Consider the following 23,826-nt stretch of genomic DNA (forward strand, 5'->3'; position numbering starts at 1 on the left):
CGCGGCGGCGGCCGCGAGCCTCGGCCGAACGGACGATGTTCAAGACCCGCGCGAGTCTGTTATTTTGCTTCGGGAAGTTGGAAACGCTGCCCAGCGGCCAGCGTCGCGCCCGCCAGGAATTCACGCACCGGCAGACGCTTGCCGCCGGGTTTCTGAAGTTGCGTGAGACGCAGCGCGCCTTCGCCACAGGCCACCACCACGCCTTCGGCGGATACCGCCATGATCGTGCCGGCTGCGGCGCTGTTGCCAGGCGCGTCCACCGGGGCAGCCGACCAGACCTTGATCGACGTGCCGTCTTCCAGCGTGCCCACGCCGCCGGGAAACGGATCGAACGCACGCACCTGGCGCGCGAGCGCTGCGGCCGGACGGCGCCAGTCCAGCGCTGCTTCGTGCTTGGCGATCTTTTCCGCGTACGTCACACCGTCCGCCGGTTGCGGCGTTGCCGCCAGCTTGCCGTTGCGCTCCAGTTCGATCAGCGCCTCGACGATCAGCTTCGCGCCGTCTTGCGCGAGACGGTCGTGCAGCGTGGCGGTGGTGTCGTCGTCGGAGATCGGCGTGCGCGTTTCCGAGATCATTGCGCCGGTGTCGAGGCCCGCGTCCATCTGCATCAGCGTGATGCCGGTTTCCGCGTCACCTGCTTCGATCGCGCGGTGGATCGGCGCCGCGCCGCGCCAGCGCGGCAGCAACGATGCGTGAATGTTGATGCAGCCAAACGGCGGAATCTCCAGCACTTCCTGCGGCAGGATGAGACCGTAGGCGGCCACCACCATGACGTCGTGCGGCGTGGCGCGTAGCTGATCGATCGCGGCTGCGGCTTCGGCCGGATATTTGCCTGCGCGGCGCAGCGAGGGCGGTTGAGCGACAGCGATCCCGTGCTCCTGCGCGTAGCGCTTGACCGGGCTCGCCTGCATTTTCATTCCGCGTCCGGCAGGCTGGTCGGCTCGGGTCAATACGAGCGGCACGGGAAAACCGCCGCTGTGAATCGCGGCCAGCGCGGCCGCCGCAAACTCCGGCGTACCGGCAAAAATGACGCGCAACGAATGACTCATGAACGGGAGCAGTAGGCGAGGTGGACGCGCATTACATTGCGTGGGCGAGTTTCTTCATCTTGCTCTTGATGCGCGTTTGCTTCAGCGGCGACAGATATTCGACGAACACGCGGCCCATCAAGTGATCCATCTCGTGCTGAATGCACACCGCGAGCAGCCCTTCGCAATCCATCTCGAAGATCTCGCCCTTCTCGTTCAACGCGTGCACACGCACTTTCTCGGCGCGCTCGACGTTGTCATAGATCCCCGGCACCGACAGGCAGCCCTCTTCGGACAGCTTCTTTTCGTCACTCGACCAGATGATTTCCGGGTTGATGAAAGCGAGCAGCTGGTCATGCGTCTCCGACACGTCGATCACGATCACGCGCTCGTGCACGTCCACCTGGGTCGCGGCGAGGCCCACGCCGGGTGCGGCGTACATCGTTTCAGCCATGTCCGCGACGAGGCGGCGGATGCGGTCGTTGACCGCCTCGACCGGTTTCGCAATCTTGTGCAGCCGTTTGTCCGGGTAATTGATGATGTTCAGTAAAGCCATGATCTTGAATGTGATTTTGGGCGCCGCTGACCGGTGGAAGGCTCGCGTTAGCCGTTCGGCCAGGGTGTGGGCGCATCGCATTGCGCACAGGATAGATGGTGTCGAACCGGTTCGATTCAACGCGCCTCGTGCGCCAACGACGAGCCCGCGCGGGTGGGCGCGGCGCTGCAGTTATTTCGGATGATGAAAATTTTAGCATGGCGCCCGCCTGCCCGCTGGCCCTGCAAGAGGATTCACTCGCAATGCACACCTTGCCCGCAACCGATATCGAACTCGCCGCGTGGCTGCGGCTCTCGCTCGCACCAGGGCTCAAACCGGCCGCGCTGCGCTTACTGCTCGGCGCTTTCGGGCTGCCGGAAGCAATCTTCCATCAATCGCACGCGACGCTTGCCGCGATCGCCGGCGAAACCGCCGCGCGCGCCGCGCTGGCTCCCGCGGGCCCTGATCTCGACGCCCAGCTCGACGCGGTTCTCGCGTGGCGCGCGCTGCCCGGCAACCAGGTCGTCACGCTCGACGACCCGGCGTACCCGCCCGCGCTCCTAACCATGCCTGATCCGCCTCCACTGCTATATATAAAGGGCCGGCTGGATCTGCTGCACACGCGCGCGGTCGCTCTGGTGGGCAGCCGCAGCGCCACGCCGCAAGGCGTCGAGGACGCGGAGCGTTTCGCGCGGGAGCTGTCGGCCGCCGGCGTGACGATCGTGTCGGGGCTGGCGCTCGGCATCGACGGCGCGGCGCATCGCGGCGGGCTGGAAGGTATCGGCGGCACGGTCGCGGTGATCGGCACCGGCGCGGACCTGGTGTACCCGGCGGCGCATCATGCGCTCGCGCGGCAGATCGCGGTGCAGGGCGCGATCCTGTCCGAATGGCCGCTTGGCACGCCGGCGCGCGCCGCCAACTTCCCGCAGCGCAATCGCCTGATCGCTGGGCTCGTGAGCGGTGTCGTGATCGTCGAGGCCGCGATGCGCTCCGGATCGCTGATCACGGCGCGGCTCGCCAACGAAATGGGCCGCGATATCTTCGCGCTGCCCGGCTCGATCCACGCGCCGCTTTCGCGTGGCTGTCATCGGATCATCAAGCAAGGCGCGAAGCTGGTTGAGACACCCGACGAGGTACTCGAGGAACTCGGCTTCGCCAGGCTGGCGGGAGATAAGGCTGCCGGCACGCGAACGGTTCGGTGGGACGGAGCCGATTCGCGGCATCCGCGGAAGGTGAGTGCCACGACAGCCGTGGTGCCGGACGCCGCAGCGGCGCGGACGAATTCCACAGACGCGAAGGAGTCGGCGGCCGAGCCAGCCGGGGCGCAAGCGGCAAAAGTGGCGGCGTCCGCACAGACGCCACCAGGCGCTACTTCGTCCGACTTTGCAGGGCCGCAAACAAGCGCGCCGCCTCGGGCGAACGCCGCCTCGACACAAGCATGCAGTCCGCCCTCGCCCACGTTCAGCAAGGAAGCCGAGCGACTGCTCGCGGCGCTCGGCCACGCGCCCGCCACGCTTGAAATTCTTGCCACCCGCACCGAGATGGAGGACGCGGCTTTACAAACCACCTTGCTGCAACTCGAACTTGCCGGCCAGGTGACCGCGCTACCCGGCGGCCGCTTCATGCGGGCGAGCCCAGGCCGCCCCCGCGGTGCACAAGGTTGACCACGATCCGGAATCGGCCATGCTACATTCGCGCCAAAGCACCTGACAAAAGTACGTAAGGAACCACCATGCCCGCGCTAAACCTCGACACCGACCAAGACCGGATCGCCGAGCGCGTCAACGACCCGGACACGCTGTTCGTTGCGTGTCTGTGCGCGGAGTGGTGCGGAACCTGTCGCGAGTATCGGGACGCCTTCGACAAGCTGGCCGATCGGCACCCGGATATCTGTTTCGCATGGATAGACATCGAAACCCACGCGGACCGTTTCGACGATCTGGATGTCGAGAATTTCCCCACCATCCTGATCGAAGACTCGATCACGACACGTTTTTTCGGCACCGTATTGCCGCAAGCGGCAATCGTGGAGCGGATGTTGTCCGACCTGACGGCCGTGCCCGGCATCAGCGGTGCGCCGAAACTGCGACCCGCGCTGGCGGTGGCCTGAACGTAGCGCCGGCCGTCCAGCCTTGCGGCACGGACGTTGCGGGCGGTGCACCGCGCGTTTGCCGCAGCTTGCCCGATTACCAGGCGCGCAATTATGATGGCGCGCTTTTCATGCACTTGACACGCCGCTTTCACGGCGTGTGCTATAAAGCGGTCGTTATTGGGTCGCAAAGGTCGCAAACGAGGGTCGCGCTGGAGAAAGCGCACTCAAGGCCATCAACCCTGATCTACCAACCTCACATCGAGTCATGTCCAAAGCACTGATCATCGCCGAAAAGCCTTCCGTCGCGAACGACATCGCGCGCGCTTTGGGCGGCTTTACCAAGCATGACGAATACTACGAAAGCGACGAGTACGTCCTTTCCTCGGCAGTCGGCCATCTGCTGGAAATCGCCGCGCCCGAAGACTACGAAGTCAAACGCGGCAAGTGGAGTTTCGCCAATCTGCCTGTCATTCCGCCGCATTTCGATCTCAATCCGATCGCCAAGAGCGAGTCGCGCCTGAAGGTGCTGACCAAGCTGCTCAAGCGCAAGGATGTCGACCGCCTGATCAACGCATGCGACGCGGGGCGCGAGGGCGAGCTGATTTTCCGCCTGATCGCGCAGCACGCGAAAGCCAAGCAGCCGGTGCAACGCCTGTGGCTGCAATCCATGACGCCGGCTGCGATCCGCGACGGCTTCGCTCGTCTGCGTAGCGACGAGGAAATGCAGCCGCTCGCCGACGCGGCGCGCTGCCGTTCGGAAGCGGACTGGCTGGTCGGCATCAACGGCACGCGCGCAATGACCGCATTCAACAGCAAGGGCGGCGGCTTCTTCCTGACCACGGTCGGGCGGGTGCAGACGCCCACGCTGTCGATCGTCGTGGAGCGCGAAGAGAAAATTCGCCGCTTCGTGCCGCGCGACTATTGGGAAGTGAAAGCGGACTTCGTCTGCGCGGCCGGCTTTTACGAAGGCCGCTGGTTCGATCCGAAATTCAAGCGCGACGAGTTCGACCCGGAGAAACGCGATTCGCGTCTGTGGGCGCTGCCCGCGGCCGAGACCATCGTCGCCGCCTGCCGCGGCCAGATCGGCACGGTAACGGAAGAATCCAAGCCGTCCACGCAACTGTCGCCGGCGCTGTTCGATTTGACCAGCTTGCAGCGCGAGGCCAACGGCCGCTTTGGCTTCTCGGCGAAGAACACGTTGGGTCTCGCCCAGGCGCTGTACGAAAAGCACAAGGTGCTGACCTATCCCCGGACCGACGCTCGCGCGCTGCCGGAAGACTATATGGATACGGTCAAGCAGACGCTCGGCATGCTCAAGGAGAGCAACAACTATCTGCCGTTCGCCAAGCAGGTGCTCGACAAGGGCTGGGTGAAACCGAACAAGCGCATCTTCGACAACTCGAAGATCAGCGATCACTTCGCAATCATCCCGACGCTGCAAGCGCCGAAGAATCTGTCCGAGCCGGAACAGAAGCTCTACGACCTGGTCGTGAAGCGCTTCCTCTCGGTGTTCTTCCCGGCCGCCGAATTCAAGGTGACGACGCGGATCACGGAAGTGGTCGGCCATCACTTCAAGACGGAAGGCAAGGTGCTGGTGGAGCCGGGATGGCTGCAAATCTACGGTCGTGAAATCAGCGGCGAAGACGCGAACCTCGTGCCGGTGCAGAAGGACGAAAAGGTCAAGACCGACAAGATCGCCGCCCAGCAACTGGTGACGAAGCCGCCCGCACGCTACAACGAAGCGACCTTGCTGTCGGCCATGGAAGGCGCGGGCAAGCTGGTCGAGGACGACGAACTGCGCGAAGCCATGGCGGCCAAAGGCCTCGGCACGCCGGCCACGCGCGCCGCCATCATCGAAGGTCTGCTCGGTGAAAAGTATCTGATCCGCGAAGGCCGCGATCTGATTCCGACCGCCAAGGCCTTCCAGCTGATGACGCTATTGCGCGGCCTCGGCGTGAAGGAACTGACCGCGCCGGAATTGACCGGCGAATGGGAGTACAAGCTCTCGCAGATGGAGCGGGGCAACCTGCCGCGCGACGCGTTCATGCAGGAAATTGCCCGCATGACGCAAACCATCGTCAAGCGCGCGAAGGAATACGATTCCGACACGATTCCCGGCGATTACGCCACGTTGCAAACACCGTGTCCGAATTGCGGCGGTCAGGTGAAGGAAAACTACCGGCGCTTTGCCTGCTCGAAATGCGAGTTCTCGATTTCGAAGATTCCGGGCGGACGTCAGTTCGAGATTCCCGAAGTCGAGGAGTTGTTGCAGAACAAGACGATCGGACCACTCTCTGGTTTCCGCAGCAAGATGGGCCGGCCCTTCTCGGCAATCCTGAAGCTGTCGCTCGACGACGAAATCAAGAACTACAAGCTGGAGTTTGATTTCGGCCAGGATTCAGGCGGCGAAGATGGGGAACCGCCGGACTTCTCCGATCAACAACCGGTCGGCGCATGCCCGAAATGCAAGGGGCACGTGTTCGAGCATGGCATGAGCTATGTCTGCGAGAACTCGGTCGCCAATCCGAAGACTTGCGACTTCCGCTCGGGCAAGGTCATTCTGCAGCAGGAAATTGCCCGCGAGCAGATGTCCAAGCTGCTCGAAGAGGGGCGCACCGATCTGCTGACGAACTTCAAGTCGTCGCGCACAGGCCGCAACTTCAAGGCGTTCCTCGTCAAGCAGAACGACGGCAAGATCGGCTTTGAGTTCGAGAAGAAAGAGCCGTCCGCCAAAACGGCTGCGAAGGCGGCAGCGGCAAAGTCGGCTGCCGACGCCGCGACGGAGTCGGATGACGAAGAAGCGCAGGTCGCGGTGAAGACCGCGCCCGCGGCCAAAAAAGCGGCGGCTAAAAAGGCATCCGCGACCAAAACCGCGGCTGCAAAGAAGGCACCGGCGAAGAAAGCGGTGGCTCGAAAGACGGGCTCGTGATTCAAAAACCTGTGGCCGGGAGATCTTGAACTGCCGGCCGCCATCGTGCGTGCCCACGAAAAAAGGCGCAGTCACTTCACGTGACTGCGCCTTTTTCATTTTGCGTGCCGGGAAGCGCTACCGTCCCCATCGCCCCACCGCTTACAGCCGCGACAAAACCGTCGTCCTCGGACGATTCGTGGTCTTTGCCAAAGTGCTTGGCACCGGCGATAACTCGCTATCCAGGAGGCGTGAGAGCGGCTCAGCGCCGTCGAACGCTTCCGGCGGCATGGAGTCCGCCGAATCGAGCGCCCCGGACGTGGCAGGCCGGCCAAGGCCGTCCTTGATCCACTGTTCGCCGAGCAAGCTGTTCGGTGTCTGGCTGAAATGCTCGACCAGATGGTCGATGAACGTACGCACCTTCGCCGGCAAGTGACGACGGCTGGGATACGCAATGTTGATCTCCACCTGCGGCAGACGGTAGTCGCCGAGCAGACGCACGAGCCTGCCGCGTGTCATATCGCGGCCGATCAGATAGCTCGGCAGGATTGCGATGCCCATGCCAAGCAACGCAAATTGCCGCAACATTTCCGTGTTGTTGGCCACGATCACGTTCGACGGCCGCACCCGTACTTCGCCTTCCGGGCCGGTAAACACCCGCTCGTCGCCCCAGTACTCGGACGGCAGGCTCAGGCACGGATGCTCCAGCAGATGCTCGGGACGCGTCGGCGTGCCGTGCTTCTCCAGATAGGCCGGCGTGGCGCACACGGTCATGCAGCCGGTGGTCAGACGCCGCGTGACGATGCTTGCGCTGCGCATCTGCCGTGCGATCACCACGCCCACGTCGAAGCCTTCTTCGACCAGATCGACCTGGCGGTCGACCAGCGTGACATCGGGAATGACTTTCGGATAGCGCTCGGCGTACGTCTGCAGCACGGGCGCGAGGTTATGCAGGCCGAACACGACCGGTGCGACGATTCGCAACGTGCCGACCGGCTCGTGATTTCGCGCGACCACCATCTGCTCGACGTCTTCCAGTTCGTCGAGGATCTGGCGCGCACGCTCGAGATAAACCTGGCCGGATTCGGTCAGAGACAAACTGCGGGTGGTTCGATTGAGCAACCGCGTACCCAGACGCCCTTCGAGATCGGCAACGTGACGGGTGGCAACTGCGTTGGAAATATCCATCGCGCTCGCAGCGCGGGCGAAACTGCCGAGATCCGCCACTTTGACGAAAACTCGCATCGACTGCAAATGATCCATATAACGACTCCTGCCGTATTGCTGCTTCCTGACAATTAGTGAAAACCAGTGAAGCGGAACCTGGAATTCTCCTACGACTCCCGAAATCGTGCAGAAGTTGCCCGCGAAAGCGGAAATTTTGTCGGTTTTCGTGCCACTGTATTCCCCAACGTAGGGCATGGGCGCCGATTGTTCCGGATCAGGAAACAATGTGCTGCAATGCAGCTTGAACGGGCTTTTTTGTTCGAACAGCCGGCAGGGCTGCTTCGCTACTGTCCAAAGGCAAAAAATGACGCTTGAACGGCAAGACCCAAAAGAAAAACCGCCCGGAGGCGGCTTTGTCTGAAGCGAACGCTCACATGATCAGGCGATGAACTTGCCTTCCAGGGCACGTTTTGCTTGCGCCAGCGCTGGCGGCAGACCATGTTGCAGCGTGTCAAAGAGTTCGGCATGCAGCGCGAGTTCGTCGCGCCAGGCTTTATCGTCCACGGAAATCACCTGGCGGAACTGCTCGCGACTGAAATCAAGGCCGCTCCAGTCGATGTCCTCGTAATGCGGCGATACGCCGAACGCATGCTCCTCGCCTTGAGCCGTGCCTTCTATGCGGCCGACCATCCAGCTCAACACCCGCATGTTCTCGCCGAATCCGGGCCAGACGAACTTGCCGTCCTCGCCCTTGCGGAACCAGTTGACGCAAAAGATTTTCGGCAGCTTCGCGTTCAACTGCTCCAGACGCTCGCCGGTTTTCAGCCAGTGGCCGAAGTAGTCGCTCATGTTGTAGCCGCAGAACGGCAGCATCGCGAACGGGTCGCGGCGCACCACGCCCTGCTGGCCCGCGGCGGCGGCGGTTGTCTCGGAGCCCATGGTCGCCGCCATGTAGACGCCCTCGACCCAGTTGCGCGCTTCGGTGACGAGCGGCACGGTGGTGGAACGGCGGCCGCCGAAAATGAACGCGTCGATCGCGACACCCGCCGGATTTTCCCACTCGGGATCGATCGACGGACATTGCGCGGCCGGCGCCGTGAAGCGCGCGTTCGGATGCGCCGCCTTGCGCCCGCTCTCCTTCGCGCCGGCCGGCGTCCAGTCCTTGCCCTGCCAGTCGATCAGGTGCGCGGGCGGCTCGTCGGTCATGCCTTCCCACCACACATCGCCGTCGTCGGTGAGCGCGACGTTCGTGAAGATCACGTTCTCCTTCAACGTCGCCATCGCATTGAAGTTGGTCTTTTCGCTTGTGCCCGGCGCCACGCCGAAGTAGCCGGCTTCCGGATTGATCGCGTACAGGCGGCCGTCCTTGCCCGGCTTGATCCATGCAATGTCGTCGCCGATCGTGGAGATTTTCCAGCCGTTCAGCCCTTGCGGCGGAATCAGCATCGCGAAGTTGGTCTTGCCGCAGGCCGAGGGAAACGCGGCCGCGACGTGATGCTTGCGCCCTTCCGGCGACGTCACACCAAGAATCAGCATATGTTCGGCGAGCCAGCCCTGGTCGCGGCCCATGGTCGACGCGATGCGCAGCGCGAAGCACTTCTTGCCGAGCAGCGCATTGCCGCCATAGCCGGACCCATAGCTCCAGATTTCGCGCGATTCGGGGAAGTGAACGATGTATTTCGTCGAATTGCACGGCCATGGCACATCTTTCGCACCTGCCGCGAGCGGCGCGCCGACCGAATGCACGCACGGCACGAAGTCGCCGTTTTCACCGAGAACCTCGTACACCTTGCGGCCCATGCGCGTCATGATGCGCATGTTCGTCACCACGTAGGGGCTATCGCTCAACTCCACACCGATATGCGCGATCGGTGAGCCGAGCGGGCCCATCGAGAACGGCACCACGTACATCGTGCGGCCGCGCATGGCGCCGTCGAACAGACCGTCGAGCGTGGTTCGCATCTCGGCCGGTGCAACCCAGTTATTGGTGGGACCGGCGTCTTCCGGGCGCTGCGAGCAGATGAAGGTGCGGTCTTCGACGCGCGCCACGTCCGAGGGATCGGACCATGCCAGATAAGAGTTGGGGCGTTTGGCGGGATTGAGCTTCTTGAGGGTGCCTGCTTCGACCATTTGCGCGCAGAGGCGGTCGTATTCTTCCTGGGAGCCGTCACACCAGACGATCCTGGCGGGCTTGGCAATGGCGGCAATGCGCTGAACCCAGTCGATCAGCTTTCGGTGTTTGACCCACGCGGGCGCCTCGACGGTGGGCTGTCCTTCGAATGAGGGATGATTCATCGACCTGTCTCCGTTATGAAAGCAAAAGAAAACGGTACAAGCCCAGTGACGCTGCATGCGAGAGGCGTCCAATTCATCGCGTCGACGTTTCCACCACTCGACGCGCAATTGTGCAGGTCATCATGGGCTACACAGCTTGTTGGGCGGAAGCGCCTACCGGCGGCCTTCTGCAACCGTCTGTAAAGCGGCTTGCCTCAACACGCAACAAACTGTTAAAAACGATATCAATCGACCTTTGACGTGGCACTGCCGTTCTTGGCGACAGCTTCTACGTTAAGGCATCCAGCCAGACCAGCATGTGACCCAAGTCACATGCTGGGACAGTCAGCATAACACTCCGTTCCGCACCGCTATGGTGCGTCGCAAGACACATACCATGAAGATTGCCATCCTCGACGATTACCAGGACGCCGTTCGCAAGCTCGACTGTTTTCAACTGCTGGCCGACCATGAGGTCAAGGTTTTCAACAACACCGTGCGCGGTCTCGGCCAATTGGCGAGTCGTCTTTCCGAAGTCGACGCGCTTGTTCTGATTCGCGAACGGACCCGCATCAACTCGCAACTGCTCGATAAACTGCCGCGTCTGCGCATGATCAGCCAAACCGGCAAGGTGTCCAGCCACATCGATCTGCCGGCATGCACGGAGCGCGGTATCGCCGTGCTGGAAGGCAGCGGTTCGCCATTCGCGCCGGCCGAGCTGACGTGGGCACTCATCATGGCGGCGCAACGGCGAATTCCGCAATACGTGGCAAACCTTAAGCAAGGAGCCTGGCAGCAATCCGGTTTGAAGACGTCCGCGTTGCCGCCGAACTTCGGCTTGGGCCAGGTGCTGCGCGGTCAGACGCTCGGAATCTGGGGCTACGGCAAGATCGGCCGGCTGGTTGCGGGCTACGGTAAGGCGTTCGGCATGAACGTGCTGATCTGGGGCCGCGAGCATTCGCGCGAAGCGGCGCGCGCCGACGGCTACGGCGTGGCCGAGAGCCGCGAGGCGCTATTCGAGCAGAGCGACGTGCTGTCGCTGCATCTGCGTCTGCATGACGACACGCGCGGCATCGTCAAGCAGGAAGACTTGATGCGGATGAAGCCGACCGCGTTGCTCGTCAACACGAGCCGGGCCGAGCTGCTCGACGAAAATGCGCTGGTCAACGCGCTGTCGCACAACCGCCCGGGAATGGTCGCAATCGACGTCTACGAAAGCGAGCCGATTCTGCAGGGCTATAGCCTGCTGCGCATGGAAAACGTGATCTGCACGCCGCACATCGGCTATGTCGAACGCGAAAGCTACGAGCAGTACTTCACCGCGGCGTTCAACAACATTCTGGCTTTCGACGCTGGCGATACGGCCAGTGTGGCGAATCCCGAAGCGTTGCAGGGTGGACGGCGGCGCTGAGCGTCGAGCGCTCGTCAAGGGGCGTTGTTCGCGAAGCGGTTCGTTTGGTTTGGCGCGGCGCGGTTCTCCCGCTCGCTGTGCTAAAACAACGCCGCCGGCTCAACGCACTTCGTGCGAGCCGGCTTCCAGAAGATCGGGCATGCGTTCGAGGAAAGCCTCGCCATCGACGCGCCCCAGGTTGTACGCGTGCACCATCTGCGAGGGGCTCGTGTAATCCCAGCTCGAAATCGGCACCTTGCGCGATGGCTGCACATAGAGCCGTTGCTGCACGCCGTGCGGCACGACGAACATCTGCGGCCGCGGATAAAGACGCGTGACCATCACCAGCACGTTGCCTGGCGCATCGGCATCGAGCGCGCCGACCGGCACGTTGTCCACCATTCCGCCGTCCAGCACCGGCCGGCCATTGCGCCGAAGAACGGGTGTAAACGGCGGCGTACTCGACGATTGCAGAATCAGATCCGCGAGATCCTCGACGGTCGCGCAATCCTGCGCGCGCACGAATTCCGGATGAAAACCGAGCGTCTGACCCAGCGTGGGATGCAGCGTCTTGCGTACGTATTTTTCGATGTTGTACGCGATGAGACCCGCGGCGACCGCGCTGCGCGCGCCGAGCCAACGCGGCAGATGCGACACGCCGATGCGGATTTCCGGGGCATCGGCGAGCGCCGAAAATTTGTCGCCGTAGATGTCGAGCAGCGCCTGCCGGTAGATGCGGTAATGCGGAAACACGGACTCGCCCCGCAGCAGATTGCCCCAATAGGCGTTGCGGGTGTTGTGGCGCAACGCGTTTTCGTAATAGCGCATGACCCAATCGGAATCGCGCGTGTAGAGCATGCACGCGGTGGCGGCGCCGGCGGAAATGCCGGCAATGACGCGTGGGCGGATGTGCAAGGCCGGTTGCGCCACGTCCCAGAAACCCGCCTGCCACCAGCAGCGATTGCCGCCGCCTGCGAATACGACCTGATCGAACATCCTGGCTTTCCCTTTGATGCGGCTCGCGGCCGCGCTCTAGTCGAGCAGCGCGTAGGTGGTGGTGGCGTGGACGGCCATGTTGCCCGCTTCGTCGAACAATTCGACTTCGCCGAACACCAGATTGCGGCCCATGCGGAGCACGCGCGCGGTGATGAGCACGTCGCCGTTGCGGACCGCGCGCATGAAATTGATGTTGAGCGAGACGGTGCTCATCGGCTTGAAGCCGCCGAGCGCGGCGGAAATGGCGACGATCATCGCGGTATCGGCGGCGGCCATGAAGACCTGGCCGCAGATCACGCCGCCCGAATGGCGAAATCCACCAGAAAACGGCAGGCGCAGCGTCGCGCCGGCGTCGTCGACCTTGACCGGAGCCAGGGTGAGCGCGCGGACCCACGGCGCGAGGATGCGGTCGAGCAGATCGATAATCTCTTTGTCATCCATTGCAGCCAGCCTCCGGTCGAAAGCGCGCGACGCTTCGCGCGGCACGTGTCCGCGACATGATACCGGGACGCTGAACGCGGCGCGTTGTCGGTGGATGTTGGTCGGCCGAGGGGTTAGTCGAGTCGGTCAGGGCGAATATTTTTTTAAGAAATCTGCGAGGGGGACTTGGCAAGCTCGCGAAATTTCTGCATAATTTCGCTTCTGTTGGGGGCGTTAGCTCAGTTGGTAGAGCAGCGGACTCTTAATCCGTAGGTCGAGTGTTCGAGTCACTCACGCCCCACCAAAGATATCAAGCAAAAAGCCCGGTCCTCGTGACCGGGCTTTTTGCTTTCCGTATCCCCTGCCGAAAGAGTGCAGGTGTTTCCAGCCAAGCCAGACCAACAAGCTTATGGACCGAGACTCACCCGCCAGGCGCGTCTCCAGCAAAACCGGCAAACGCGGTCCATCTCCAGTTCGCCTACGCCGCCCCCACCGCCTCGAGAAACGACAGCAGCCTGCGATTACTCTCCTCGATACCGTAATGCGCCGCCTGCGTCCGGGCCCGAGCGCTCAATGCCTCGCGAGTCCGGCGGTCCGTCAACAGCCGCTCGATCGCATCCGCCATCGCACGGACATTGCCCACCGGCACGAGAGCGCCGGCTCTTCCACCATCGAGAATCTCGCGCGGCCCGGTCGGACAATCGGTCGCGACGATTGCCTTGCCGATTGCCAGGGCTTCCAGCAACACCATCGGCATCCCCTCGTATTTCGAGCTCAAAACCAGTAAGGATGCGCCTGCCACGATGGGGTGCGGATTGTCTTGCTGGCCCACGAAATGCACCCGTTCGCGCACACCCAGTTCGCGCGCCAGGCTCTCCAGTTCCTCGCGATGGGCGCCGTTCCCGACAATGACCAGATGCTCGGCAACGGTACCTCGCCGCGCCAGTTCGGCATACGCGCGCAATAGCGTTCGATGATCCTTCTGAACCTCATCGAGACGCGCGACGGAAACGATGTAGGGCGCGCCATCGGGCGTCACCTGAGTGTCGCTGTGGCGCGCCGAGGCGCGCTCGTGGATCGATTCAATATCGATGGCGTTCGGCAAGACAATCACTCGCTCCAACTTGCCCTCGAAAATCCGCGTCGCCTCGTCGGCCATATGCTGGTTCAACGCGGCAACGCCGTGATAACGCCGGTACTGGGTCAGCAGACGCTGGATCTTGCGATGCCGGCCGCCGAGACGCGCGTCGAAGCTGAAGTGATTGACGCCCAGCCACGCGACGTCGAAGCGGCCGGAAAGCCGACGCAAGGACATGTCGAAGTCGACGATAACGTCCACGCCATGCGCAAGCCGTGCCGCCCGCTTTGCCACATGCGGACGCACCGCCAACGTATTGTGGACGTCGCGCGCGATGCGCCCCAGTTTGCCGAGACGCCGCCCGTATCGCTTCGACTGGAAATATCCGAGCCACGGACGATCCACGAGGACTTCCACGTCCACATCGGGCGGGATCAGCGCGCGAAAGCGATTTTCGAATGCCGGCGACGTGTGCATCACCGATAGCGAGACTTTGAAGCGGGTTCGGTCGAGAATCCTCAGCCACTGGATCAGCGAAGATTCGATACCGCCGTCGTTGAAATCCGTGATGTGGAAGAGAACGCGGATACGTTGGTGGTTCTCAGATGGAGATTCGATATTGGACATGCACTCGTGTTTCTTGAAGTTCTCGCAACCGGGGCCGCTAATCATCGGTGTGTAGTTGTTATTGGAGAACCCGCCGTCTATTGGTCCATTCGGGGCTGCCGCATGGCGGGATATTGGACTTCCCGCCGACGCGTCCCAGCAGAAAACCATGGGTGAGATCGGTACTGATCTTACTTTATTATCGGCCCGGTCCCGGCATTCTTGAATGTGCCGCGGCGATTACCGGTGAGGTTACCAAACTCTTGATTATTGGGGCAACCGCCGGAGATGAACCCATCCGCATTTTCGTGTGCGCGGCGGTTTAGAAATCGTTATCCGCGGTCTCGCGCTCCATCATCACAACACCTTCAACCCCGCATGCACGAACAGCAGTAAATCATCAAACTGAGTAATGAGTTCGAAGCTCAAAAGAAACGCGAACGTATATCCCGGCGCGGGAAACATCTGCATCCGCCGCAAAATCGGCGCGGCGAAACGCACCCTCACGGCGTCCCGTGTCGCGAGATAAGTCGAAACCATGCCGAGCGCCATTCCGGCGAGTATGTCGGTCGGATAATGCAGTCCGAGATAAACCCGCGGCAGGCAGATGAAAACCGCCGTATAGAGCAGCGCAAGCGTGCCGACGCGCCGATTGATCAGAAAGATTCCGATTGCGATAGCCGTCCACAGCATCGCGTGATCGCTGGGAAATGAACTCCACGTGCGCACGATCGCGTCTTGCAGACCAACCGCCGGAAAGTTCAGATGCAGGTCCGGGTCATAAAGCGGCCGCTCGCGGAAAGGCAATGAGGCGGCGAGGAGCCGGCCCGCGGCGAGCGAGGCGAGGCCGCTCGCGACGGTCGCGATGATCATCTCGCGCTTCCACCCCGTGCGCTCGCTGCGGCCGAACCACATCCACCACAACACGGGGACGAGCACGAAGCCTTTGAAACTGGCCTGACCCGCAATCACCCTGATGATGTGATTGATCGTCGCCGACTGAAAAGCGTGTTGCGTGAGGAAAACCTGCACCGCCGTATCGAAACTGTTCATCTCAACGCATCCACTTCGAATGTCGATTTCTTCCCGCGAGGGCGGCCACATCTTCCGATGCGGATGCCGTCTGTCGGGGTTTGCATGCCCTTAAGAAGCAAAAAAGACGCGCCGTCAAAACCCGCACGGCACGCCGTTCTAATCGGGGAAGCGCGATCCCGTCAATGGAATCGCGCGGATCTCTCGTGAGCTCGAATAAGCCACGGATCGGAAATCGGCCGCGCAGGTTGATTGCGCGGCCGTCACCTGTTTCCTCAGCAGTTGCCCTTCTTCGCCTGTCCCGGCGGACAGAAGCCATTGCCCGGCCCGCCCTGATGGCCACCCTGCGGCACCACCACCACACCCGGCTGATCCGGCACATACAGCGCACATCCCCCGAGCAAGCTCGCGCTTGCGATCCAGATACACATCATTCTTGTCATGTTTCTCTCCAGGGAGGGAGCACGCTCCCTCCCGACTGCACTCGTTGATTATTAGAAGGCGAAGTTGACGTTCGCCTGATTCGTCGTCGTCACGTTGACCGCCGCGGATTGCGTCGCGCCAGTGATCGAGTCGGCTTCCGCTGTGTAAATCCCCGCCGACGCGGGCACCGCTGCCAGCGCGACCGGCAGGCTGCCCGAGTACGTTCCGGTAAGCGGCGCCGCAGCCGGCAGGTTCAGCGAATACGCGCCCGTATCCAGATTCGCGTTGGACGACGTGATCTCGTACGTCGCGGCACCGTCCGACTGCAGGGCCCTGACGATTGCCTGAGCGCTCACCGGCGTCACCGTGCCGCTAGCCGTACGCATGATCGAAGCAGGCAAGGTGATCGGCGCGCCCGACGTCGAAACAGCCGTCGACGAATTCACCACGACCGGCACGGATCGTACGATCCCCGTCGCGAAGTTGTTCTCGACGATCACGACATCGTAGCTACCGTTCGTCGAACTCTGCACCAGCGGCGTCAAGATGAACTGCCCGTTGGCATCCGCGACCGTGCCTTTGATGACATGGCCGTTCTGCTCGGCGTACACGGCCGCGCCTGCTTGCCCCGGCGCCACGTAGCCCGAGATCGTTCCGCTCACCACCGTGGGCGTGGCGGTCACGACCGGCTTCAGGCTGTAGGAGCCGTTACCCTTCTGCACGACCGATTTACACGCATTGAAATCGAGCACGAGGTCGACAAGCGTATTCGGCTGAACGGTGAACGGACGGATGATCTTGTAGCCGCTCTGAGCCGCGCTCGGCGTTGCCAGTGCCTGCTCGGCGCCACCGGTGGGCACCACCGAATTGGCGAGCGTGTTGCCCTGGTTTTGCGCCAGGACGAGGCGGATTTGCTGGTATTGCCCAGCGGGTAGCGCGGTCTGTCCGAGATCCGCCAGCACGCCGTTGGTGAGTGAAAGCAGATCGATTTTTTGCGGGCTTGCCAGCGTCACGTCGGACCAACCGGCGTCACTGTCACCCGCCTGCGCGTTCATATTGACCCGGACCTTCGAGACCGTCACGTAAACGTGATCGAACCCGCAGGACGGCGAGTCTGTCATGGCCACATGAAGCGTGCCGGCCGCACCGCCTGAACCTCCATCGCCTCCGCCGCATCCGGCCAGCATGACTGGGATAGCCAGCAAACCGATGCATGCCTTAAGTATCGTTTTCATGTTTGTTCCCCCAAGTTTTTGTGAATGAAGGATACAAAAAGGGGGGCACGGCCTTTTTAGAATTTGCAACGAAGCGTAACTTGTCCGCGAGCGTTCCGCGCTTGCACAGCGCAGCAACTTTGGCGTCAACGCTCTCATGGCGTGCAATGTCCCGGTCCTTGGCGACGTGACGAGCCACAGTCCGCCGCTGGTCGCCTGATCACGAAGTCCGCTCAACTTTCCTGCCGTGCACACAATTTGCAGAGGTCTGACGAGCGTCGGCGCGCGCCGCATGTTACAAAGAATTTCACGCCCTGTTGGCTGGCGGCATCGGCTTCGCGCGCCGCCATCGCTGAAAAGCAATTTCCTTCAATACAGTCCGTCTTGTTGCCCGCTACCGTTGAGCGTCGCCAATCCCGCGCACTCACGTATCGAGGCATCAGATGACCGTGTTACTTTCCATGGCCGCTTTCGCGCTGGCTTCGTCGATCACGCCGGGGCCGGTCAATGTCGTCGCGCTCAGCGCCGGCGCCCGGCACGGACTCGCCGCGAGCATGCGCCACGTTACCGGCGCGATCGTCGGCTTCACCTTGCTGCTTCTGCTCATCGGCCTGGGCCTGCATGAACTGCTCGCGCATTTCCCCGCTCTGATGAGCGCGGTCAAATGGGCGGGCGTCGCATTCCTGCTTTATATGGCCTACAAACTCGCCGTCGATAGCGGCCAGTTGGGCGCGGATAAACCGTCGCGCGGCCCGTCGTTCATGTACGGCGCGGCCATGCAATGGCTCAACCCGAAAGCATGGCTCGCGTCGCTCGCCGGCATGGGCGCCTATGCGGCCGACGGCGATGGTCGGCTCGTGTGGCAATTCACCGTCGTGTATTTAGTGATTTGTTACTTGTCGATTGCGAGCTGGGCCTATGCCGGCGCGTTCCTGCGACGCTACTTGCAGGAGTCGAAAAGCGTCAGGCTGTTCAATCGTGTGATGGCGGCATTGCTTGCGGCCAGCGCGTTGTACCTGCTGGCCGCGTGATGCGCCAGCCAGGGCGCCCGCATGCGGGCGCGTGCCTCAACTGCGATATTGCCCCGGCGTGGCCGCGACCAACCGCTTGAAGGTGCGCTGCAAATGCGCCTGGTCGGCGAAACCCGCGTCGAGCGCGACCTCCGCGATCAGACGACCGCGCCTGAGTTGCGCGCGGCTGTACTGAATACGCCGATTGATCTGATACGCGTGCGGCGTCATGCCGTAGCGCTGTTTAAAAGCGCGGATCAGATGCGAGGCGGACAACTCAGCGACCTTGCAGACGTCCTCGAGTTTTAGCGAACGCGTGCAGTTTGCCGCGATGAATTCCGCCGCCCGCGAGAGTTGCAGGCTCGTGTCGTGATCGGGCAAGGGCGCCGGGTTCAGCTTCTGTTGTACTTCAGAGAAGAACGTGACGGCCGCGCTTTCCTTGCGCATGGTTTCGGCCGTGCCGTCGACGAGAATCCCGTACAGCCGGTTCAAGCCGTCGAACAATGCGGCGTCAGTCGTCATGGTCTGCGAGAACGCCCGAAACGCGTGATTCTCGCTGAAGCCCAGTTCGTGCTGCAGCCGGTTGAGCCACGCGACATCGACATGCAGCATTCGATACGACCAGCGCTCGCCGGCCACCGGATTGCACGCATGCACGTCATCCGGATTCATCATGACGACCGCGCCCGCGCCGATCCATTCGCGCGCGCGGCGATTCACGTATACGCTGCGTCCGCCGGTAACCGCGCCGATCGAAAACGTTTCATGCGAATGTTTGGCGTAGCAGACTTCGCGGCCGTCGTCGATGGAACGCGCCTCGATGAACGGCAGCGCGTCACTGCGCCAGAACTTCGGCGCACGAGCGCTTTTGGTGTGGATTGCAGCCGTCGCCGCTCCGCTCATCTCGTTCATATGCGCTCTCCGGTTCTCAAGCAGACCTCGCCGCGGCGAAGCCCACGTATCGTAGCCGTCAAACGCACCGTCAACAAGCGAACTGGAGGAGAACGCATGCGGCGCGGCGCACCGCAACGTGCGGCGAAACTACTTCGCCGTCACGTCGATATTGCCGAGATATTTCGCGGCCAGCGTTTTCACCGTACCGTCGGCCTGCACCTTGGCGATTGCCGCGTTCAGCTGCTCACGCAGCGCCGTATCGCCCTTGCGAATCCCGTAGGCGATACCGCTGCCGAGAATCTTGTCGTCGCGCACCGGCTTGCCGACGAACGCGAAATCCTTGCCGCTGGGCTTCGACAGAAAACCCGTCTCACCTGCCGGCGCCAGCACGAGCGTCGCGTCGAGACGGCCCGCGACGAGGTCCGTATAAACCTGATTCTGGTCCTGATACGGCACGACGGTGACGCCCGCCGATTCCCAATGCGTCTTCGCGAAGGTTTCCTGAATCGACGCCTGCAATACGCCGACGCGTTTGCCCTTCAAGGATTCGGCGGCCGGCAGCAGACCGCTGTCGCGCCGCGCGATCAGTTGCGTCGGCACGCGATATACGACGGTGGTGAAATCGATGGCCTGGCGGCGTTGCTCGGTGGCGTTCATCGCCGAATTGATCGCGTCGAACTTGCGGCCTTGCAGCGCGGGAATCAACCCGTCGAACGAAGTCTCGACCCATTTGCAGGTCAAATGCGCGGCGGCGCACACCGCATTGCCGACGTCGATATCCAGCCCCTGCAATTCACCGTTCGGGCCTTTCGATTCGAACGGCGGATACTGCGCTTCGAGTCCGAAACGCAGCGTCGAGGTGTCGGCGGCTATCGCGACCGACGACGCCGCAAGCGACGTGAATGCGCACGTCAGCGCCAATAGCGGTTTGAGCAATTTCATGGCTGGTCCCTTTCTCTTCGATGTTGTTGTAGCGCCGTCGGGCAACGCGCCTGGCGTCACTGCGGCGTCATCTCGCGACGATCATACTTTGGTCAAAAAATGCGGCCTTCTCTTCCCATGCAGCCGCGCATGAGATGTCGCTAATCAGATCTCGCACAAACGCCGCGCACCTTCGATCAACGTCGCGTCGTCCTTCGAGAAACTCAGGCGGATCAAACCCGAATCCGTGCCGTCGGTATAGAACGCCGACAGTGGAATCGTCGCAACGCGTGCATCGCGAATCAGGCGCAGCACGAAATCGCTATCGCTTTCGTCGGAGAAACCGCGAAAACGCGCGAGCATGAAGAAGCTGCCTTCGCTCGGCAACAATTCGAAGCGCGAATCGCTGAGCGCATGCGCGAGCAGGTCGCGCTTCTTCTGATAGAACGCCGACAAGCCGAGATAGCTGTCGCGATTCGCCAATGCGTCGACGAACGCGTACTGCATCGGCGTATCGGCGGAAAACACCATGAACTGATGGACTTTGCGAATCTCGTCCATCAACGCGGCGGGCGCGAGGCAATAGCCGACGCGCCAACCGGTCACGTGATACGACTTGCCGAACGACGAGACGATCACGCTGCGCGCCGCGAGTTCGGCATCGCACGCCATGCTCTGATGTTTAGCGCCGTCGAACACCACGTGTTCGTAGACTTCGTCGGCGAGAATCACGATATCGGTGTTGCGCGTTACGGCCTTCAGGCACGCGATGTCGGCCTCGCTAAGCACCGTCGCGGTCGGATTGTGCGGCGTGTTGATGATGATCATGCGCGTCCTCGGCGTGATCGCAGCGGCGACCTCGTCCCAGTTCACGCGGAAATCGGTCAGCGAGAGCTTGATCGCGACCGGCGTCGCCCCTTGCAGGCGGACGATCGGTCCATAGCTGTCGAACGACGGCTCGAAGTAGATCACTTCGTCGCCCGGATGCACCAAGGCGCTGATCGTGGAATACAGCCCTTCGCTCGCGCTCGCGATCACGGTCACTTCGCTGGCCGGATCGTAGCGCACGCCGTACAGCGTTTCGGCCTTGTCCGCGAGCGCTTCGCGCAACGCGGCGATGCCGGCCATCGGCGCGTACTGGTTGTGACCGGCGCGCATGGCTTGAGCGACACCGTCGACCAGTTTCGCGTCCGGCGCGAAATTCGGCGCGCCCTGCGACAGATTCAGCGCGTCGTATTGCGCGGCCAGTTGACCGATCACGGTAAAAATCGTCGTGCCTACGTCAGGCAGTTTCGAGCGGGCTTGCATGGCGCTCTGCATAAGACTTTCTCCCTTTCTCCATCCGGCGGCGGGTTCGCGCACAGCCGACTGCGCGGCGGTTCCGTCCGGTTCGGTGATTAGGCATCAGCCAAAGAATCGTCACAATCGAAACTTTGTCATGCGCGGCATGCGTTTACGTCATGGCGGGCGAGAAGGCGTGCCGCATCGGCAAGGCCAATGGGCTTGGGCTTTCGGGGAGGAATTGAGGCCGCTGGAGCAACGCGGAAAACAGCGCAGGTATGAAGTAATGTGATGCGGATGTTCAAGGCCGCGACCGTGACCGATCGCAGCCTCGGCAACCTCGACAGCCGGACCGCCCGGCTGTCAGGCGTCGTCCATCATGCGGACCTTGACCTTCTTGCCCTTCACCTTGCCGGCGCTGAGCTTGCGCACCGCTTCGCGCGCGATGCTGCGCTCCACCGCCACATACGTCGACATTTCCGTCACGTTGATCTTGCCGATCTGCGAGCCGGCAAAACCGGCCTCGCCGGTCAGCGCGCCGAGCACGTCGCCGGGGCGGATTTTTTCCTTGCGGCCGCCGAGAATCTGCAGCGTTTCCATCGGCGGCAACAGCGGTTCGTTGCTTGCCGCCTTGAGTTCGGACAGCTTGTGCCATTCGACGTCGCGCTTTTGCGCCTGTTCGAGACTGCCCACGCGGCCCATCTCGTTCATGCTCGCGAGACTCAGCGCCCAGCCTTCCTGATCGGCGCGGCCCGTGCGGCCGATGCGGTGCACGTGCACTTCCGGGTCCGGCGTCACGTCGACGTTGATCACCGCCTCCAGTTGCGCGATATCGAGCCCGCGCGCCGCGACGTCGGTGGCGACCAGCACGGAGCAACTGCGGTTCGCGAACTGGATCAGCACCTGGTCGCGTTCACGCTGATCGAGTTCGCCATGCAGCGCGAGCGCATGAAAACCTTGCGCGCGCAGCACGTCGAGCAGATCGCGGCACTGCTGCTTGGTGTTGCAGAACGCGAGCGTGCTCACCGGACGATAGTGGTTCAGCAGCAAACCGACGGCATGCAGACGCTCGTCCTCGGTCACTTCATAAAAGCGCTGACGGATCTTCGTATTGTCGTGCCGCTCGGCGAGCTTCACCTCTTTCGGGTGACGCAGGAATTGCTGGCTCAGCTTGACGATGCCTTCGGGGTACGTCGCGGAAAACAGCAGCGTTTGCCGTTCTTTCGGGCATTGCTTCACCACGGTCGCGATATCGTCGAAGAAACCCATGTCGAGCATGCGGTCGGCCTCGTCGAGCACCAGCGTGTTGAGCGACTGCAACGGCAGGCTGCCGCGCTCGAGGTGATCCATGATGCGGCCCGGCGTGCCGACCACGATATGCGCGCCGTGTTCGAGGCTCGCCGTTTGCGGACGCATCGGCGTGCCGCCGCACAGCGTCAGCACCTTGATGTTTTCCTCGGCGCGCGCGAGGCGGCGGATTTCCTGCGTGACCTGATCGGCGAGCTCGCGCGTCGGGCACAGCACCATCGCCTGGACGGCGAAGTTGCGCACGTCGAGGCGGTTGAGCAGCGCCAGCGAAAACGCCGCCGTCTTGCCGCTGCCGGTTTTCGCCTGCGCGATCAGATCGTGGCCGGAGAGCGCGATGGGCAGGCTCGCGGCCTGAATCGGCGTCATCTCGACATAGCCGAGTTGCGTGAGGTTGGCGAGCGTCGCGGGCGGCAGCGCCAGTTGGCTAAACGGCGCGCCCGCGGTGGTGGGACTGTTCATGGAGGTGATGACTCGCTATCGACTGAAGGCTGGGGACTAAACGGCCATCGGGCCGGGGGAGGGACGGCCTTCGATCTGCTCGTACAGCACCGAGCCATCGTCCGCGTCGAAACGTTCGACGTAATTGCGCGCGCCGCACATCGGGCAACGGAACAGGAGCCCCTGGCCCTCGTTCTTGATGACGACGTCCGACTGCTCCCATTGCGCGCCGCAGGACTGGTTTCTACAGGTAAACACGTTGATTCTCCAACTGGATTCGATTGTCTATGGGACGGGCCGCACGAACGGCCTGGCCGTGAATGAGGTTTGGGTCGCCGCCGCGGTTGCCGCGGTTGCCGCCGCTCACGCGCCGCGCGCTTCAACCCAGATGCGTATGCCGCGCACGCGTCGCGCTCACGTCCATGTCGTTGAGGCCCTGCACGATGCCGCAGTCTTCGACGGCCTGTTCACCGTGGCATTGCTCGCGCAGTGTGGTGAGCTGCGCTTTCAACTGCGTCAATTCCTCGATGCGCGTGTCGACGTGCGCAATGTGCTCGTCGAGCAAATCGTTGATGCCGCCGCAGCCGTTCGCCGGCGCGTCCGTGAGAAGCAGCAACGCACGGATCTCGTCGTGGGTCATGTCGAGCGCGCGGCAATTGCGGATGAAGCGCAACCGCTCGACGTGCCTCGCGGTATAGCTGCGGTAATTGGCCTCGGTGCGCTCCGCTTCGGGCAACAAGCCTTCTTTTTCGTAGAAGCGGATGGTTTCGGTCGTGCAATGGGCGATTTTCGCCAGTTCGCCGATTTTCAT

At 62.4% G+C, this 23,826-nt stretch carries 21 protein-coding genes and 1 tRNA gene; 6 read left to right on the forward strand and 16 right to left on the reverse strand.

Annotated elements, in window-relative coordinates; all coding sequences use genetic code 11:
• Positions 1 to 59: 59 nt before the first annotated feature.
• Both fmt and def read right to left on the reverse strand, forming a co-directional pair.
• A complete protein-coding gene (gene fmt / locus BUE39_RS19445) occupies positions 60 to 1,049 on the reverse strand; it encodes a methionyl-tRNA formyltransferase (protein ID WP_073430357.1) in 990 nt (329 codons plus the stop codon).
• 31 nt (positions 1,050 to 1,080) lie between these two features.
• A complete protein-coding gene (def, locus tag BUE39_RS19450) occupies positions 1,081 to 1,584 on the reverse strand; it encodes a peptide deformylase (RefSeq protein ID WP_073430358.1) in 504 nt (167 codons plus the stop codon).
• 242 nt (positions 1,585 to 1,826) lie between these two features.
• Here def and dprA point away from each other — a divergent pair, with 242 nt between their 5' ends.
• From dprA to BUE39_RS19465, 3 genes are all read left to right on the forward strand, one after another.
• Positions 1,827 to 3,227: a DNA-processing protein DprA gene (dprA, locus tag BUE39_RS19455; protein ID WP_073430391.1), complete on the forward strand. Its 1,401-nt coding sequence runs from the start codon at positions 1,827 to 1,829 to the stop codon at positions 3,225 to 3,227.
• Between the two features lie 68 nt (positions 3,228 to 3,295).
• A complete protein-coding gene (locus tag BUE39_RS19460) occupies positions 3,296 to 3,673 on the forward strand; it encodes a thioredoxin family protein (RefSeq protein WP_073430359.1) in 378 nt (125 codons plus the stop codon).
• A gap of 247 nt (positions 3,674 to 3,920) precedes the next feature.
• On the forward strand, positions 3,921 to 6,584 hold the full coding sequence (locus BUE39_RS19465) for a DNA topoisomerase III (RefSeq protein ID WP_073430360.1): 2,664 nt from the start codon (positions 3,921 to 3,923) through the stop codon (positions 6,582 to 6,584).
• A 141-nt stretch (positions 6,585 to 6,725) separates the two neighbouring features.
• On the opposite strand, the gene BUE39_RS19470 is transcribed toward BUE39_RS19465, so the two are convergent.
• Both BUE39_RS19470 and BUE39_RS19475 read right to left on the reverse strand, forming a co-directional pair.
• The gene (locus BUE39_RS19470; RefSeq protein WP_073430361.1) at positions 6,726 to 7,826 is read right to left on the reverse strand and encodes a LysR family transcriptional regulator; all 1,101 of its coding nucleotides are present in this window, start codon (positions 7,824 to 7,826) and stop codon (positions 6,726 to 6,728) included.
• Positions 7,827 to 8,168: 342 nt separating this feature from the next.
• Entirely contained in the window at positions 8,169 to 10,025 is a 1,857-nt protein-coding gene (locus BUE39_RS19475; protein ID WP_073430362.1) for a phosphoenolpyruvate carboxykinase (GTP), read from the reverse strand.
• 376 nt (positions 10,026 to 10,401) lie between these two features.
• On the opposite strand from BUE39_RS19475, the gene BUE39_RS19480 reads away from it, so the two are divergent.
• Positions 10,402 to 11,415, forward strand: a complete 1,014-nt coding sequence (locus BUE39_RS19480) for a D-2-hydroxyacid dehydrogenase family protein (RefSeq protein WP_073430392.1) — start codon at positions 10,402 to 10,404, stop codon at positions 11,413 to 11,415.
• A gap of 99 nt (positions 11,416 to 11,514) precedes the next feature.
• On the opposite strand, the gene BUE39_RS19485 is transcribed toward BUE39_RS19480, so the two are convergent.
• Together BUE39_RS19485 and BUE39_RS19490 are read right to left on the reverse strand one after the other, a co-directional pair.
• Entirely contained in the window at positions 11,515 to 12,390 is an 876-nt protein-coding gene (locus BUE39_RS19485) for a patatin-like phospholipase family protein (protein ID WP_073430363.1), read from the reverse strand.
• 36 nt (positions 12,391 to 12,426) lie between these two features.
• A complete protein-coding gene (locus BUE39_RS19490; protein ID WP_073430364.1) occupies positions 12,427 to 12,831 on the reverse strand; it encodes a PaaI family thioesterase in 405 nt (134 codons plus the stop codon).
• A gap of 207 nt (positions 12,832 to 13,038) precedes the next feature.
• Here BUE39_RS19490 and BUE39_RS19495 point away from each other — a divergent pair.
• Positions 13,039 to 13,114, forward strand: a tRNA-Lys gene (locus tag BUE39_RS19495).
• Positions 13,115 to 13,288: 174 nt separating this feature from the next.
• Here the strand turns inward: BUE39_RS19495 and BUE39_RS19500 are convergent.
• From BUE39_RS19500 to BUE39_RS19510, 4 genes are all read right to left on the reverse strand, one after another.
• A complete protein-coding gene (locus BUE39_RS19500; RefSeq protein ID WP_235004899.1) occupies positions 13,289 to 14,149 on the reverse strand; it encodes a glycosyltransferase in 861 nt (286 codons plus the stop codon).
• A gap of 702 nt (positions 14,150 to 14,851) precedes the next feature.
• Complete coding sequence (locus BUE39_RS19505; protein WP_073430366.1) at positions 14,852 to 15,547, reverse strand: phosphatase PAP2 family protein; 696 nt, start codon at positions 15,545 to 15,547, stop codon at positions 14,852 to 14,854.
• Between the two features lie 254 nt (positions 15,548 to 15,801).
• On the reverse strand, positions 15,802 to 15,969 hold the full coding sequence (locus BUE39_RS35190) for a hypothetical protein (RefSeq protein WP_167363294.1): 168 nt from the start codon (positions 15,967 to 15,969) through the stop codon (positions 15,802 to 15,804).
• Between the two features lie 51 nt (positions 15,970 to 16,020).
• Positions 16,021 to 17,184 carry a DUF4382 domain-containing protein gene (locus tag BUE39_RS19510; protein WP_073430367.1) on the reverse strand — a complete coding sequence of 388 codons (1,164 nt, stop codon included), beginning with the start codon at positions 17,182 to 17,184 and terminating at the stop codon, positions 16,021 to 16,023.
• Between the two features lie 422 nt (positions 17,185 to 17,606).
• On the opposite strand from BUE39_RS19510, the gene BUE39_RS19515 reads away from it, so the two are divergent.
• Positions 17,607 to 18,194 carry a LysE family translocator gene (locus BUE39_RS19515; protein WP_073430368.1) on the forward strand — a complete coding sequence of 196 codons (588 nt, stop codon included), beginning with the start codon at positions 17,607 to 17,609 and terminating at the stop codon, positions 18,192 to 18,194.
• Positions 18,195 to 18,230: 36 nt separating this feature from the next.
• Here the strand turns inward: BUE39_RS19515 and BUE39_RS19520 are convergent, their stop codons facing one another.
• The 6 genes from BUE39_RS19520 to cadR all read right to left on the reverse strand — a co-directional run bounded on the left by BUE39_RS19520 (position 18,231) and on the right by cadR (position 23,826).
• Positions 18,231 to 19,085 carry an AraC family transcriptional regulator gene (locus BUE39_RS19520; RefSeq protein WP_090518803.1) on the reverse strand — a complete coding sequence of 285 codons (855 nt, stop codon included), beginning with the start codon at positions 19,083 to 19,085 and terminating at the stop codon, positions 18,231 to 18,233.
• Between the two features lie 129 nt (positions 19,086 to 19,214).
• Positions 19,215 to 20,009: an ABC transporter substrate-binding protein gene (locus BUE39_RS19525; RefSeq protein WP_073430369.1), complete on the reverse strand. Its 795-nt coding sequence runs from the start codon at positions 20,007 to 20,009 to the stop codon at positions 19,215 to 19,217.
• A 144-nt stretch (positions 20,010 to 20,153) separates the two neighbouring features.
• Entirely contained in the window at positions 20,154 to 21,308 is a 1,155-nt protein-coding gene (locus BUE39_RS19530) for a pyridoxal phosphate-dependent aminotransferase (protein ID WP_073430370.1), read from the reverse strand.
• Positions 21,309 to 21,632: 324 nt separating this feature from the next.
• Entirely contained in the window at positions 21,633 to 23,036 is a 1,404-nt protein-coding gene (gene dbpA, locus BUE39_RS19535; RefSeq protein ID WP_073430371.1) for an ATP-dependent RNA helicase DbpA, read from the reverse strand.
• Positions 23,037 to 23,072: 36 nt separating this feature from the next.
• Positions 23,073 to 23,273, reverse strand: coding sequence for a hypothetical protein (locus BUE39_RS19540; RefSeq protein ID WP_073430372.1), 201 nt, complete (start codon positions 23,271 to 23,273; stop codon positions 23,073 to 23,075).
• Positions 23,274 to 23,394: 121 nt separating this feature from the next.
• Positions 23,395 to 23,826 carry a Cd(II)/Pb(II)-responsive transcriptional regulator gene (gene cadR, locus BUE39_RS19545; RefSeq protein WP_073430373.1) on the reverse strand — a complete coding sequence of 144 codons (432 nt, stop codon included), beginning with the start codon at positions 23,824 to 23,826 and terminating at the stop codon, positions 23,395 to 23,397.

This window comes from Paraburkholderia terricola (assembly GCF_900142195.1).
GTDB lineage: Bacteria > Pseudomonadota > Gammaproteobacteria > Burkholderiales > Burkholderiaceae > Paraburkholderia > Paraburkholderia terricola.